This window comes from Vibrio echinoideorum (assembly GCF_024347455.1).
GTDB classification, from domain to species: Bacteria; Pseudomonadota; Gammaproteobacteria; order Enterobacterales; family Vibrionaceae; genus Vibrio; species Vibrio echinoideorum.
In genome coordinates, this window is record NZ_AP025483.1 from 3,585,066 (window position 1) to 3,599,125 (window position 14,060).

Sequence of the window (14,060 nt, forward strand, 5' to 3'; positions counted from 1 at the left end):
GCTTTAAAGTTTTGCAGTAATGTTGTTAAGAAGATCATTGTGTACATCTTTATCGATAGTACGCTCAAGGATTTTCTCAGCACCAGCTATAGCCAGAGTTGCGACTTGTTTGCGCAGGTCATCACGGGCACGTGTGCGTTCAGCTTCAATTTCTGCTTCAGCTTGCGTTAAGATCTTCTGGCGTTCTGCCTGAGCCTCTTCGCGAGCTTCATCAATAATTTGAGCTTTACGTTTATTTGCCTGATCAATAACCTCAGTTGCAGTGCGCTTCGCTTCCTTCATTTGCTCGGAAGCGTTGGCTTGTGCTAGGTTCAAGTCTTTCGCAGCGCGTTCAGCGGCTACAAGACCGTCAGCAATTTTCTTCTGACGTTCTTCAATTGCTTGTATGATTGGTGGCCATACATATTTCATGCAGAACCAAACAAACAGTGAAAAAGCAATTGCTTGACCCAACAGAGTTGCGTTCATATTCACAACAGCTACTCCTCGTTAAGAATCAACTACAAAAATTTAATTAACTATTAAAAGCTAATTAGCCTGCTAGCTGACTTACAAATGGGTTAGCAAACGTGAATAGTAGTGCGATTACGATACCGATCATTGGAACAGCATCCAGTAGACCAGCGATGATGAACATCTTAACTTGTAGCATTGGAGCCATTTCAGGTTGACGCGCAGCGCCTTCTAGGAATTTACCACCAAGAATAGCAAAACCAATTGCAGTACCTACGGCACAAAGACCAACAATGATAGCAACAGCGATTGCTGAAAAACTTAGTACAGTTTCCATTTACGTTCTCCGATTAACATTAATAGTTAGAATAAAGCTTAAAAATTTTTTTAGTGATCACTATCTTCATGAGCCATTGATAAGTAAACGATTGTCAACATCATGAAAACAAACGCTTGAATCAAAATAACCAAGATATGGAAGATAGCCCAAGGTAGTGCACCTACCCATTGTAAGTACCACGGTAGCATTGCCGCGATAAGAATAAACACCACCTCACCCGCAAACATATTACCAAATAAACGCATACCTAGAGATAGTGGCTTCGCTAATAACGAAATTACCTCAAGTACCAAGTTAAATGGAATCATGATTGGGTGATTAAATGGATGCAGTGCCAATTCTTTAGCAAATCCGCCCAAGCCTTTCACTTTGATGCTGTAGAAGATCATCAGAGCAAAAACACCTAAAGCCATTGCCATTGTTATATTTACATCAGCTGTAGGAACCACTTTCAAATAAGGGATACCTAGCCAATGCTCTGCAGGATATGGTAAGAAATCGATAGGCACTAGGTCCATCAAGTTCATTATGATAATCCAGCAGAATATAGTCAGTGCTAATGGAGCTACCAGAGGATTGCGGCCATGGAAAGTTTCTTTAACGTTGTCGCCAACGAATTCCACTACCATTTCAACAAAACACTGAAGCTTACCAGGTACACCTACTGTTGCTTTCTTAGCGACTGAGCGAAAAACCCAAAGGAATAACACCCCTGTCAACACAGAAAAAAACAGACTGTCTATATGTACGTTCCAGAAACTTGTTTCCTCTACAAGACCAAACTTAGCTAAAGAAAGGTTTTGTAAATGGTGTTCAATGTATCCGGATGCTGTTGGCGCAGCCATAACTCATCCTATTTTTTATTGTTAATGAAAAGCACTGGCGCAAAGATATTAATACCTAGAACCAGTAAATAGGTCAGTTTGAGGGGAACTAATTCCACCTGCATATACATGTAGACAATAGAGAATAGTAAAACTGTGATTAAGATTTTTAGCACTTCGCCTGCATAGAACGACGCTGCAACTAACTTAGTTGCGCGAGCTCCACAAAATAGGAAAGCACACACACAAAAAACCACATTAGCAATGACAAAAATACCGCCACCGATTAATGCAGCAAAACCCCAATCAGGATTAACAGCTAAACCTAACCCTACCGCCACTAATATAACCGCGCTAAGCTCGATCAATAACATTTGCTTTGCAAGCACTCGTCCTGGTCTTGCTAACGCCGCTACCATGTATTCGTTCCTCTTTAAGCCCACTTTACCACTCGCTTAAAAGCGTGCTGAGAAATTGGCGAAAATTATACGTTCAGCCAAATTGATTGCAATAAAAATGCAGCAATCATTTACATTTCTGTATACAAACCTACAACTTTTGTACGAAATTACTTGTTTATTACATAATTGACCTAAATCAATTATCTCATTTAGTACTCTAGTTTAGCAATAAGTTGCTCTAATTTGTGAGGCTCATCAAGAGTAATCGTCACTTTTGACTTACCGCTAACAGAACGAGTGACTGAAACGTTTACTTGCAATTTTTCCGAGAGTCTTCTTGAAAGTTCAATAGATTCTGTGTCTTCAGCCTTAGGTTCTGACTCAACCTCAGGTTTTAGACACTTTTTAACAAGCTGCTCTGTTTGACGCACGGTCATTTTTTTAGTTGCTGCAGTATTCGCTGCTTCAACCTGGGTGTCACCTTCAAGCGCAAGCAATGCTCGAGCGTGCCCCATCTCTAGTTGCTTTGACACAACCAAAACCTTCACTGGCTCAGTCAACTGGTTCAGGCGCAGTAAATTACTGACCGTCGCACGTGACTTACCAATCACTTCAGCAACCTTTTGGTGCGTCAGTTCAAATTCATTCTGTAAGCGCTCTAAAGCCTGCGCTTCTTCAATAACATTCAGATCTTCTCGCTGAATGTTCTCGATCAATGCCATCGCAATCGCGGCTTTGTCTTCAACTTTCTTGATCAAGCACGGCACCTGCTTCAGGCCAGCTTGACGAGCCGCTCTCCAACGACGTTCACCAGCAATAATCTCGAACTGCCCTTGTGTTAACGGACGTACAACGATTGGCTGAATAATGCCCTGAGACTGGATAGATGCGGCCAACTCTTCTAGAGCTTCCGACGCAATATCCTTACGCGGTTGATATACACCTGGCTTTAAGCAACCGACAGCAAGCTCGATGAACTCACCATCAGCCGACAACGCCTGACTATGAGAAGCGGCTTGTTGTTTTTCACGAGCCAACGAGCTAGTTGCAAGCAATGCATCTAACCCCTTTCCTAAACCACGCTTAGACATTGAGCGAATTCCTTTGGTTAGACCTATACTGGGACTTCTTCACGACGCAACATTTCTCCTGCAAGAGCAAGATATGCCTTAGCACCTGCGGAATATTTGTCGTAGTACATTGCTGGCTTGCCATGACTCGGCGCTTCTGCCAGACGCACATTTCTAGGGATTACAGTTCGATATACTTTACTACCGAAATGTTTTTTGAGTTGATCAGATACTTCGTTCGATAAGCGGTTACGAGGATCGTACATTGTACGCAGAAGACCTTCGATCTTCAGATCTTCGTTTACTACAGCTGCGAGCTTACTGATGGTATCCATCAACGCAGTTAAACCTTCCAAAGCAAAATATTCACATTGCATAGGAACCAATACGGAATCGGCCGCAGCCATCGCGTTGATTGTAAGAAGGTTTAATGACGGTGGGCAATCAATAAAGATGAAATCATAGTTACTGCGAATGGATGCCAGCGCGTTTTTGAGACGAACTTCACGGGCAAACACTTCCATTAATTTGATTTCCGCCGCAGTCACATCACCGTTTGCGGCGATAAGGTCGTAATTGCCAGATGTACTTCGACAAACTACCTCATCAAATGGAGTCTCTTCAACTAACAAATCGTAAGCAGTTGCTTCAACCTGATATTTGTCGACACCGCTTGCCATAGTGGCATTACCTTGAGGATCGAGGTCAACAACCAATATCTTGCGTTTTGTTGCCGCCATTGATGCTGCCAAATTAATGCAAGTTGTTGTTTTTCCTACGCCACCCTTCTGGTTGGCAATTGCTACGATTTTACCCACTATGGCCTCGCTGATTATCCCTGACGCGATAAAGTTACTAGATGACGCTCTCCATCAAGCTCTGGCACTTGCAAAGCTTTAATGTCTGTCACTGAACACCATTCAGGTAACAGGTCAATTTCGTCTCTAGGATGTTGTCCCTTAAGAGCCAAAAATACACCGGATTGCTCTTTAGGTAAATGGTGACACCACTCTACCATGTCTGTCATTGACGCAAATGCACGACTGAGTACTGCATCAAACTTTTCTTCAGGTTGAAATTCTTCAACGCGACTTTGAACCGGTACGACGTTATCGATACCCAATTCATGAACCACCTGCTTAATAAAACGAATACGCTTACCTAAGCTATCTAGCAAGTAAAACTCACAGTCAGGATTCATGATTGAGAGAGGGATCCCAGGTAAACCAGGGCCCGTACCAACGTCAATAAAGCGCTTACCTTGTAAGTGAGTGCTAACAATGATGCTATCTAAGATATGTTTCACCATCATTTCGAGCGGGTCACGAACTGACGTTAGGTTGTAAGCTTTGTTCCACTTGTTGAGTAACTCAACGTAACCAACTAATTGGCCACGTTGCTTTTCAGATACTTCAAGCTCAGTCTGGTCAATTAGGTGATCCAGTTTTTCGCGTAATACACTCATTATGCTTCCTCACCCTTTTTCAACAGGCCGTGTTTTTTAAGATAAACCAATAAAATAGAGATTGCTGCAGGCGTAATGCCTGAAATACGAGAAGCAATGCCAATTGAATCAGGCTTAGCTGTTGTTAGCTTTAGAACCACTTCGTTGGAAAGCCCTTTCACCTGACTGTAATCGATATCAGCAGGCAGCTTGGTATTTTCATGGCGTAGTGATTTTTCAATTTCATCTTGTTGGCGCTGAATATAACCATCGTACTTAACTTGGATCTCAACTTGCTCAGAAGCTTGTTGATCTTCCAGTGCCGGACCAAAACGATCTAACGAAGTTAGCTGTGAATAAGTCATTTCAGGGCGACGAAGAAGATCCTCACCACTCGCTTCACGAGACATTGGTGTTTTGAGGATCTGGTTCAGTTGATCAACATCTTCAGATTTTGGATTGATCCACGTTTCTTTTAGACGTTGACGTTCTTTCTCCATGTTTTCTACTTTCTCGTTGAATCGAGCCCAACGAGCATCATCCACCAAGCCAAGCTCACGAGATTTTTCAGTCAAACGAATATCCGCGTTGTCTTCACGCAACAACAAACGGTATTCCGCGCGAGAAGTAAACATGCGGTAAGGTTCTTTGGTACCCATGGTCGATAGGTCATCAATAAGAACGCCCATGTAAGCTTGGTCGCGACGCGGGCTCCAGCCTTCTTTGCCTTGCGTAAACAAGCTTGCATTAAGACCCGCCATCAAACCTTGTGCTGCCGCTTCTTCGTAGCCAGTCGTGCCGTTGATTTGACCAGCAAAGAACAGACCCTTGATAAACTTAGTTTCGTAAGTCAGCTTCAGGTCGCGAGGATCAAAGAAATCGTACTCAATCGCATAACCAGGACGAACGATGTGAGCATTTTCAAAGCCCTTCATTGAACGAACGATTTGAACCTGAACATCAAACGGCAGACTTGTCGAGATACCATTCGGGTATAGCTCATGGGTCGTTAGGCCTTCAGGTTCAATAAAAATTTGGTGACTATTCTTGTCAGCAAAACGCATCACTTTGTCTTCAATCGATGGACAGTAGCGCGGGCCAATACCTTCAATCACGCCCGCGTACATTGGGCTACGATCGAGATTGGCGCGAATAACGTCATGCGTATTTTCGTTAGTGTGCGTGATGTAGCATGGAATTTGGCGAGGCTGTTGAGCTCGGTTACCCATGAACGAGAATACAGGTGTTGGGTTATCACCGTGCTGAACCTCTAACTCTGAAAAATCAACGCTACGTGCATCGATACGAGGAGGTGTACCCGTTTTCAGGCGATCAACTCGGAATGGAAGATCACGAAGACGGGCAGCCAGTGCGATCGATGGTGGATCACCAGCACGACCGCCTGAAGAGCTTTCCATACCAATATGGATTTTTCCACCTAGAAATGTGCCGACCGTCAGTACCACTGCGTTAGCGCGGAACTTAAGGCCCATCTGTGTAACAACACCCACCACTTGATCCTGTTCAACGATCAAGTCATCAACCGATTGTTGAAACAGAGTTAGGTTTGGCGTGTTTTCAAGAACATTTCGAACAAAGGCTTTGTAAAGCGCGCGGTCAGCTTGTGCACGAGTTGCACGTACCGCAGGACCTTTTGATGCGTTTAACGTTCTGAACTGAATACCTGCATGATCAATAGCTTGCGCCATTAATCCACCCATTGCATCGACCTCTTTTACCAAGTGGCCCTTACCGATCCCACCAATAGCAGGGTTGCAAGACATTTGTCCCAACGTATCGATATTATGAGTGAGTAGTAACGTACTTTGACCAGTACGTGCAGATGCGAGTGCGGCTTCCGTTCCTGCATGGCCACCACCAACAACGATGACGTCAAATTTTTCGTGATAAAGCATGAACCGACCTCGGGTATTCAAACGTTTTCTAGATTGATAAAAAGGAGCGATATTCTACCTGTTTTCATAGCTTGAGAAAACGTTTTTGGGATTTTTCGATAAAGCAGTTTTTAATTAATATAGATAAGATCTTTATAGAGATCTTTTATTATATCTATTATTAGGATCGAGGGTATCTGTGGATAAGTCAAAAATGATCAACAAGATCATGGATCTTTTTTGGATCAAAGTATGTGATCTAACTTTGATCATGATGAGGATTAGCTGGGATCAAAATGGCTACTTATTCACAGGGGAGAATTAGCCTGAAAGTTATTATTTGGATAACTATAGGTTAATCACCGTATATGTATGATCTTATCCACAGGAGAAATTGAAAAAAATGACATATTTTTCGATTAATTTTTTAAAAAGTTATTCACAATCACGATATTCAGAGATAAAAAAAGCGGCATAAGCCGCTTTTTTAGAGAAAGGAGGGGTTAAAACTGGTCACTATGATCGCTAAACCACTCTTCAGCGGCGTCTTCTGGCACCGGAGTTTCAAGTATATCGATGGTAAAACAGGCTGAAATAGGGTGAGCTCCGAGTTCTTCCAGTTGGCTGTGGACTGATTTTCCCGCCAAACAGAAGGTATCATAACTAGAATCACCAAGCGCCACGACAGCAAAACGAACCTGATTTAAGTCTGGAGACTGTTGAGTCAATGCGTTGATAAACGGCTTAATATTGTCTGGAAATTCGCCTGCACCATGAGTTGAGGTAACCAGTAACCAAACGTCTTGTTGTGGAATCTCATTGTATTCAGGTTGATTGTGAAGGGTTATCTTATGCCCTTGCTCCTCAAGAAGATCATTAAGGTGATCGCCAACGTATTCGGCACCGCCCAAAGTACTGCCTGTTATAATGTGGATCATTAAGCTGTCCTTACAAAAGAAAAAGGCCAGCGCGAGCCGGCCTTTAAAGGTTATTTACCGATACAGAATGAAGAGAAGATGCGACCTAAAAGATCATCAGAACTGAATTCACCCGTTATCTCATTAAGGTACTGTTGGGTGATACGAAGTTCTTCCGCTAAGATCTCGCCAGCCATGTAGCCTTCAAGCTGTTGTTGACCGATATCTAGGTGCTCAGACGCTCGTTCAAGTGCATCTAAGTGACGACGTCGTGCCATAAAGCCGCCTTCATGACCACCAGCAAAGCCCATGCATTCTTTAAGATGGCTACGTAATGCGTCGACTCCTTCGCCTGTTTTAGCTGATAATCGAATCAACGTAGGATCGTTAACGTAACAAATACCGAGATCTTCACTGGTTTGATCTGCTTTATTACGGATCACTGTCATACCGATGTTATTTGGTAGTCGATCAACGAAATCTGGCCATATATCTTGTGGGTCAGTCGCGTCTGTTGTGGTGCCATCGACCATAAATAAAACGCGGTCTGCCTGAGCTATTTCTTCCCAAGCACGTTCAATACCGATTTTTTCTACTTCATCAGAAGCATCACGCAGGCCTGCAGTATCGATAATATGCAGTGGCATACCATCAATATGGATATGTTCACGCAGTACATCACGCGTGGTACCGGCAATATCGGTCACAATCGCAGACTCTTTACCTGACAGCGCATTCAATAAGCTTGATTTACCGGCATTTGGGCGACCTGCAATCACGACTTTCATGCCTTCACGCATAATAGCGCCTTGATTGGCTTCTTGTCGTACGGCTTCGAGGTTGTCGATGATAGCTTGTAAGTCAGTACTTACTTTACCGTCCGCAAGAAAATCAATTTCTTCTTCAGGGAAGTCGATAGCCGCTTCAACATAGATTCGTAGGTAAATCAGTGAATCAACTAGCGTGTTAATACGTTTAGAGAATTCACCTTGTAGCGATTGTAGAGCCGATTTTGCTGCTTCTTCTGAGCTTGCATCAATTAAGTCAGCAATCGCTTCTGCTTGCGTTAAGTCCATCTTGTCGTTCAAAAAGGCGCGCTCTGAGAACTCACCAGGACGCGCAGCTCGCACGCCTGAAATAGTAAGGATACGTTTGATTAGCATATCCATAACCACTGGGCCGCCGTGGCCTTGCAACTCTAATACGTCTTCGCCGGTAAACGAGTGCGGGTTAGGGAAGTAAAGCGCGATACCTTGGTCGAGTTCGATGCCATCGTCAGATTTAAACGGTAGGTACTCAGCGTAGCGAGGCTTGAGTGTTTTTCCTGTTACTTCTAGAGCAACCTGAGTCGCCAATGGGCCGGAAACGCGGATAATACCGACGCCACCACGGCCGGGCGCGGTCGCTTGAGCAACAATCGTATCTGTAGTCATAGTTGTGCCTGCTAGCATGTGAGAGCCAAAAAGGGGCGTTCACGATTAATCAATTAGCTGAATTGTAATCAGCTAAAAACAAAAAGGCGACCTTTTGGTCGCCTTTCTTTATCTCTTTCTATTATCGAACTTACTTAGAGTGTAAGCCTTTCTTTTCCAGCGCTCGGTAGATAAGCGTTTGCTGAATCAGAGTTACGATGTTCGATACTAGCCAGTAAAGAACCAGACCTGAAGGGAAGAACAGGAAGAAGAATGTGAACATAACCGGCATAAAGGTCATGATCTTCTGCTGCATTGGATCCGTTACAGTTGTCGGGCTCATCTTCTGGATTAGGAACATTGAAGCACCCATCAGAAGTGGCAAGATGTAGTATGGGTCTTGTGCTGAAAGGTCAGTAATCCAACCGAAGAACGGTGAGTGACGCAGTTCAACAGACTCCATTAGTGCCCAGTATAGCGAAATGAAGATAGGCATCTGCAAGACGATAGGTAAACAGCCACCAAGTGGGTTTACTTTCTCTTTCTTGTACAGCTCCATCATTTCTTGGCTCATGCGTTGGCGGTCATCGCCAATACGCTCACGCATTGCAGTCAGCTTAGGCTGAAGCATACGCATTTTCGCCATAGACGTGTACTGAGCTTTCGTTAGTGGGTACATAGCACCACGAACGATGAAGGTTAGACAGATAATGGCTAGACCCCAGTTCACAACAATGCCTTGAATGAACGAAAGCAGAGTATGAAGTGGTTTAGCAATGAACCATAACCAACCGTAGTCAACTACTAGGTCTAGGTTTGGTGCAACTGCAGCCATTTGGTCTTGAAGTTTTGGACCAACCCAAAGCGTTGCTTTAAAGCTTGCTTCGTCGCCAGTAGCGATGGTTTTGTTCGGCATACGAACACCGATGTCGCCAAGGTTACCGATTACACGAGTGTAAAGGTTGCTGCCGGCTTCGTCGCGAGGAATCCATGCACTTGCAAAGTAGTGCTGAATCATCGCTGCCCAACCTTGACCATTTGCTAGGTTAAGAGACAGGTTGCGATCTTGCATATCGTCGAAGCTGTATTTTTTGTAACGCGTATCTTCCGTAGAGTAAGCACCACCACGGTAAGTTGGCATTGTTAGGCTACCACCGTCGTCCATAACGTTCTGACGTAGGTGAGCGTACATGCCGAATGTCGCGTTGTTACCAGAGTTGTTGACTACATCGTATTCAACATCCATTGCGTAGCTGCCACGCTTAAGGACGAATGTTTTCGTGTACTCAAGGCCGTTCGCTTGGTAAGTCATCGGGATGCGTAGTTCATCCTGACCATCAGCAAGTGTGAAGCTATCTGCTGATACTGTGTAGCTAGGGCGGTTTGTGCTGCTTAGGTCGATACCTTGAGGACCCACTAGACCGCTTTGAGCGATAAATTGGTGACCTGGTTCGTTCTTAAGAAGAACAAACGTATCTTCAGAATCGAATTCTGCAGAGTATTCATTTAGGTTTGCTTGAACGACATCACCACCAACCGTATCAATTGACAGAGTCAGTACATCAGTTGTTACTGTGATAGTTTTTGCAGAAGCGACTTGTTGGCCCGGAGCTGGGTCTAAGTCATCTGCATAAGATGGCGCTGGTAGGGTGCTGCCAGATTGTGCCTGCTCAATCGCTTGTGGAGCTGGGTTCTTAGCTACGTTCCATTGTTGGAAAAGTAGGAAAGAAACCAAAGCCAATGCGATTAACAGGATATTACGTTGAGAATCCATCGTTATTTATCTCTGTCTTGTTTTTGGACTGGTGGAACGGGGTCAAAGCCCCCTTCGTTCAAAGGATGGCATTTTAATAGACGTTTGCCTGATAACCAACACCCTTTTACAAAACCGTGAGCTTTCAACGCTTCTATCGCATATAAAGAGCAGGTTGGAGTAAATCGGCAGCGTGGGCCGATGAGTGGACTAATAAACCATCTATAAAAATAGATGGGTATTAGCGCTATCCACGCGAAGGGCGAGACAGGCGAAGCCATAATTTGTCGAGTAGCTTGAACATTTCTTCATTGCTTAAATCTTGCGCGCTCTTCTTAGCGATTACAACAAAATCTTTGTTAGGAAGTTTGTGTTGAGTGTTACGAAAGCTTTCACGAGTAAGACGCTTGAATCGGTTACGACCCACGGCGGTTTTAATCTGCTTTTTCGGAACAGCTAATCCAAGGCGAGGATTTGAAAGAGAGTTATTTCGGGCAATGATGGTGAAATGAGGGGAGCCTGCTCGATGAGCTTGCTTGAAGACATTTTGATAATGTTCGGGAGTTAACAAGCGTAACTCCCGACCGAAGGCTAGCTTATTCAAAATAATCAAAGATTACTTAGAAAGACGCTTACGGCCTTTTGCACGACGTGCATTGATTGTTGCGCGACCGTTCTTAGTAGCCATGCGAGCACGGAAACCGTGAGTACGCTTACGCTTTAGAACTGTAGGTTGAAAAGTGCGTTTCATTGTAATTACCTTACTGATCAGTAGTTTTAGGTTTTTGTTAAACCCGGCGTGGGCATATTTTCTCTTCTTTATATAAGAAAGGAAAACCGACGCCTCTCAACAAAGAGGCGGAATTGTAATCACTGTCACAAAAAGTGTCAATGATTGGGTTAACTAAAATTCCGGTCGGGGGATTATACGTAGAATAACTAAAATCACAAGGATCCTTCGTCGATCCCAACCTTATTTAAGAATTTTTTTAATTTTGGATCCTGTGGACTACCAAAAATATCCTGTGGAGATCCCTGTTCGACAATGTGGCCATCAGCCATGAAGATCACTCGGTCTGCGACCTCTCTAGCGAACTGCATTTCATGAGTAACCACCAGCATGGTTTGATGCTGATTTGCCAATTTTTTCATGAGGTTAAGTACTTCGCCAACCCACTCAGGATCGAGTGCTGAAGTCGGCTCATCGAACAATAAAAGCTCTGGCTGAAGGGCCATTGCGCGGCCAATACCAACACGTTGTTGCTGACCACCAGAAAGCGCTGCTGGATAACTATCAGCTTTCTCTCCTAGGCCTATATCGTCGAGTATTTGTTGAGCTTTTTCATGAGCTTGCTGCTTTTTCCAACCACGAACGGTAATCAAACCTTCTGCAATATTCTGCTTCGCGGTTTGATGGGCAAATAGTGCATAGTTTTGGAATACGAAACCGGTCTTACGACACAGTGCAAGCACCTCTGCCTTAGTATGTTTCTGAGTATCAACCTTGATATCATCAATCGAAATAACACCTTGATCGGCTTGCTCTAGAAAATTTACACAGCGTAATAATGTAGATTTACCCGTTCCACTTGAACCTATGATGACAATTATCTCACCTTGCTTGATTTCTAGGTCGATTCCTTTCAATACTTCGGTGTCACCAAATTGCTTGTGGATATTTTGTAATTTGATCATCGTACGTACGCCTTATTCAGTTTCACTTCAGCCCAAATTTGAATACGAGTGAGGATAATAACCACGCCCCAATAAATCAGCGCTACCGCAAGGAACGCCTCAAAGAATCGGAAACTTGAAGACGCTTCCATTTGAGCTTTAGCCATGATTTCTGCCACACCTAAGGTGAAAGCAAGGGAAGTCGACTTAATCATGTCTATGAAATAGTTCATCAAAGAAGGCAGCGCTACACGGGTTGCTTGTGGCAAGATCACTCGACGCATGGCTTGGCTGGTTGTCATTCCAACAGACAGACTGGCTTCCATTTGGCTACGATCGATACCGATAATAGCTGCGCGAATACTTTCAGCCATGTAGGCCGCAAAGTGCAGGGTTAAACCGATAACGGCGGCGCCAAAAGCATCGAGTCCAACCATCCACGGAAACACTTGTGGTAGGCCGTAATAAAGAAGGAACAGCTGTACCAGCAGTGGTGTGCCTCGGAAGAAGCTAATATACAGCTGGCTCAGTTGATCGAGTACTGGGATTTTGAATACACGGATGTTCGCCAGTATCAAAGATAGAATTAGGGCGAAAAATAAGCCCCAAATTGCCATCTCCATAGTAGTGCCTAAATACTTCAGAAGTATTGGCAACAGGCCTAGCATGTAATTAAAGTCAAATCCCATAATCTATCTCATATTTTTATTGGAAGTATTGTTTAGAAATACTGTTAGTTCAGGCTTTTTAATCAGTACACAAAAGCAAAAAGCCCACCGCTGTATAAGCAGTGGGCTCTGAATGCGTTGAGTGAGTAATTACTTTTTAGTAATGTCCGCACCGAACCATTTTTGAGAGATGCTTTCTAGCGTACCATCTTCGCGCATTGCTGCTAATGCTTGGTTTACTTCAGCTTGCAGTTTTTTGCCGTTATCGTTATTAACGAAAGGCCATGCATTTTCAATCGTTTCGAATGGCTGTCCTGCTAGCTGTAATGGTAGACCAGTCTTTTTGATTAGCTCTAGTGCTGATAGTCGATCCATGACGAATGCATCCGCACGACCTAATGCCACATCATGTTCAATACCTGTGTCATAGGTCTTTACATTGATTTTGCCATCTTTATCGTAGCTGCGTAACAGTTGTTCAAAGTTTGAACCCAGGTTTACGGCAACCGTCTTGCCATCAAGGTCTTCGATGCCCTGAATGCTGTCATTGCCTTTGCGAACCGTAATCTGTGCGCCGTCTACTACGTATGGGTCTGCGAATAGGTATTTCGCTTTACGTGCATCCGTTATTGTAATTTGGTTTGAAATTGTATCAATTCGACCTGTTTCAAGAAGACCAAATAGACCAGAGAAGTTTGCTGTCACGTATTCAACGTTATAGTCATTACGTTTACCGATCTCATCCCATAAATCCACTTCAAAACCTTGTAGCTGGTCCTGTTTCACGAAGGTGAATGGGAAGTAGCGACCAGACATGCCGACTTTAACTTCAGTAGCAGCTTGAACAGTAGCGGCAGAGAGTGCGATAGCCGCAATTGCAGCCTTAATCCAGTTATTCATTTGGTAACTCCTTATATTTATGGGATTGGATGTTACTGGGAAAATGCTCACTAGAATAAATAACCAGATGTTATTAACCATAACCAGATTGAATTCTCAATTTGGGGATAACTAGCAAGGATCCGGGCATAAGTGGATCATTGTGTGAGTAAATTAGGGGCAAGATGTGTGGATCTATCCATTTTGGCCCTATTAATTGTGAATAACTTGGATCTTATTCACTGGATCTGTGATCAATTGCTGGTGATCTGACTTATCAACAGGTAAAATTAGCGGTCATTTCATATAACTTAAATAGAGTGGGGCACC

General features: G+C 43.8%; 17 protein-coding genes. All 17 read right to left on the reverse strand.

What is annotated here, in order from left to right; all coding sequences use genetic code 11:
* Positions 1-3: 3 nt before the first annotated feature.
* Positions 4-474 (reverse strand): F0F1 ATP synthase subunit B, encoded by a 471-nt coding sequence (gene atpF, locus OCV36_RS16270; protein ID WP_017073830.1) that lies wholly within the window; start codon positions 472-474, stop codon positions 4-6.
* A gap of 58 nt (positions 475-532) precedes the next feature.
* Positions 533-790, reverse strand: coding sequence for a F0F1 ATP synthase subunit C (gene atpE, locus OCV36_RS16275; RefSeq protein WP_004735734.1), 258 nt, complete (start codon positions 788-790; stop codon positions 533-535).
* Positions 791-840: 50 nt separating this feature from the next.
* Positions 841-1,638: a F0F1 ATP synthase subunit A gene (atpB, locus tag OCV36_RS16280; protein ID WP_017073829.1), complete on the reverse strand. Its 798-nt coding sequence runs from the start codon at positions 1,636-1,638 to the stop codon at positions 841-843.
* 8 nt (positions 1,639-1,646) lie between these two features.
* Complete coding sequence (locus OCV36_RS16285; protein ID WP_017073828.1) at positions 1,647-2,036, reverse strand: F0F1 ATP synthase subunit I; 390 nt, start codon at positions 2,034-2,036, stop codon at positions 1,647-1,649.
* A gap of 191 nt (positions 2,037-2,227) precedes the next feature.
* The gene (locus tag OCV36_RS16290; protein ID WP_135458802.1) at positions 2,228-3,109 is read right to left on the reverse strand and encodes a ParB/RepB/Spo0J family partition protein; all 882 of its coding nucleotides are present in this window, start codon (positions 3,107-3,109) and stop codon (positions 2,228-2,230) included.
* 23 nt (positions 3,110-3,132) lie between these two features.
* Positions 3,133-3,906 (reverse strand): ParA family protein, encoded by a 774-nt coding sequence (locus OCV36_RS16295; protein WP_017073826.1) that lies wholly within the window; start codon positions 3,904-3,906, stop codon positions 3,133-3,135.
* A 14-nt stretch (positions 3,907-3,920) separates the two neighbouring features.
* Positions 3,921-4,553 (reverse strand): 16S rRNA (guanine(527)-N(7))-methyltransferase RsmG, encoded by a 633-nt coding sequence (gene rsmG / locus OCV36_RS16300; protein WP_017073825.1) that lies wholly within the window; start codon positions 4,551-4,553, stop codon positions 3,921-3,923.
* Complete coding sequence (mnmG, locus tag OCV36_RS16305; RefSeq protein ID WP_135458804.1) at positions 4,553-6,448, reverse strand: tRNA uridine-5-carboxymethylaminomethyl(34) synthesis enzyme MnmG; 1,896 nt, start codon at positions 6,446-6,448, stop codon at positions 4,553-4,555. Before mnmG ends, rsmG begins: the two co-directional genes overlap by 1 nt.
* A gap of 482 nt (positions 6,449-6,930) precedes the next feature.
* On the reverse strand, positions 6,931-7,365 hold the full coding sequence (gene mioC, locus OCV36_RS16310) for an FMN-binding protein MioC (protein ID WP_135458806.1): 435 nt from the start codon (positions 7,363-7,365) through the stop codon (positions 6,931-6,933).
* A 50-nt stretch (positions 7,366-7,415) separates the two neighbouring features.
* Positions 7,416-8,777, reverse strand: a complete 1,362-nt coding sequence (gene mnmE, locus OCV36_RS16315; protein WP_135458807.1) for a tRNA uridine-5-carboxymethylaminomethyl(34) synthesis GTPase MnmE — start codon at positions 8,775-8,777, stop codon at positions 7,416-7,418.
* 130 nt (positions 8,778-8,907) lie between these two features.
* Complete coding sequence (yidC, locus tag OCV36_RS16320; RefSeq protein ID WP_017073821.1) at positions 8,908-10,530, reverse strand: membrane protein insertase YidC; 1,623 nt, start codon at positions 10,528-10,530, stop codon at positions 8,908-8,910.
* A gap of 2 nt (positions 10,531-10,532) precedes the next feature.
* Positions 10,533-10,790, reverse strand: coding sequence for a membrane protein insertion efficiency factor YidD (yidD, locus tag OCV36_RS16325; protein ID WP_004735802.1), 258 nt, complete (start codon positions 10,788-10,790; stop codon positions 10,533-10,535).
* Entirely contained in the window at positions 10,757-11,080 is a 324-nt protein-coding gene (gene rnpA, locus OCV36_RS16330; RefSeq protein WP_017055478.1) for a ribonuclease P protein component, read from the reverse strand. The genes yidD and rnpA overlap by 34 nt, the downstream gene beginning before the upstream one ends.
* A 45-nt stretch (positions 11,081-11,125) precedes the next feature.
* Positions 11,126-11,260 carry a 50S ribosomal protein L34 gene (rpmH, locus tag OCV36_RS16335; protein WP_004735800.1) on the reverse strand — a complete coding sequence of 45 codons (135 nt, stop codon included), beginning with the start codon at positions 11,258-11,260 and terminating at the stop codon, positions 11,126-11,128.
* Positions 11,261-11,454: 194 nt separating this feature from the next.
* On the reverse strand, positions 11,455-12,204 hold the full coding sequence (locus tag OCV36_RS16340; RefSeq protein ID WP_135458809.1) for an amino acid ABC transporter ATP-binding protein: 750 nt from the start codon (positions 12,202-12,204) through the stop codon (positions 11,455-11,457).
* Positions 12,201-12,872, reverse strand: coding sequence for an amino acid ABC transporter permease (locus tag OCV36_RS16345; RefSeq protein WP_017073818.1), 672 nt, complete (start codon positions 12,870-12,872; stop codon positions 12,201-12,203). Before OCV36_RS16345 ends, OCV36_RS16340 begins: the two co-directional genes overlap by 4 nt.
* Positions 12,873-13,001: 129 nt before the next feature.
* On the reverse strand, positions 13,002-13,751 hold the full coding sequence (locus tag OCV36_RS16350; RefSeq protein WP_029224893.1) for an amino acid ABC transporter substrate-binding protein: 750 nt from the start codon (positions 13,749-13,751) through the stop codon (positions 13,002-13,004).
* Positions 13,752-14,060 lie beyond the last annotated feature (309 nt).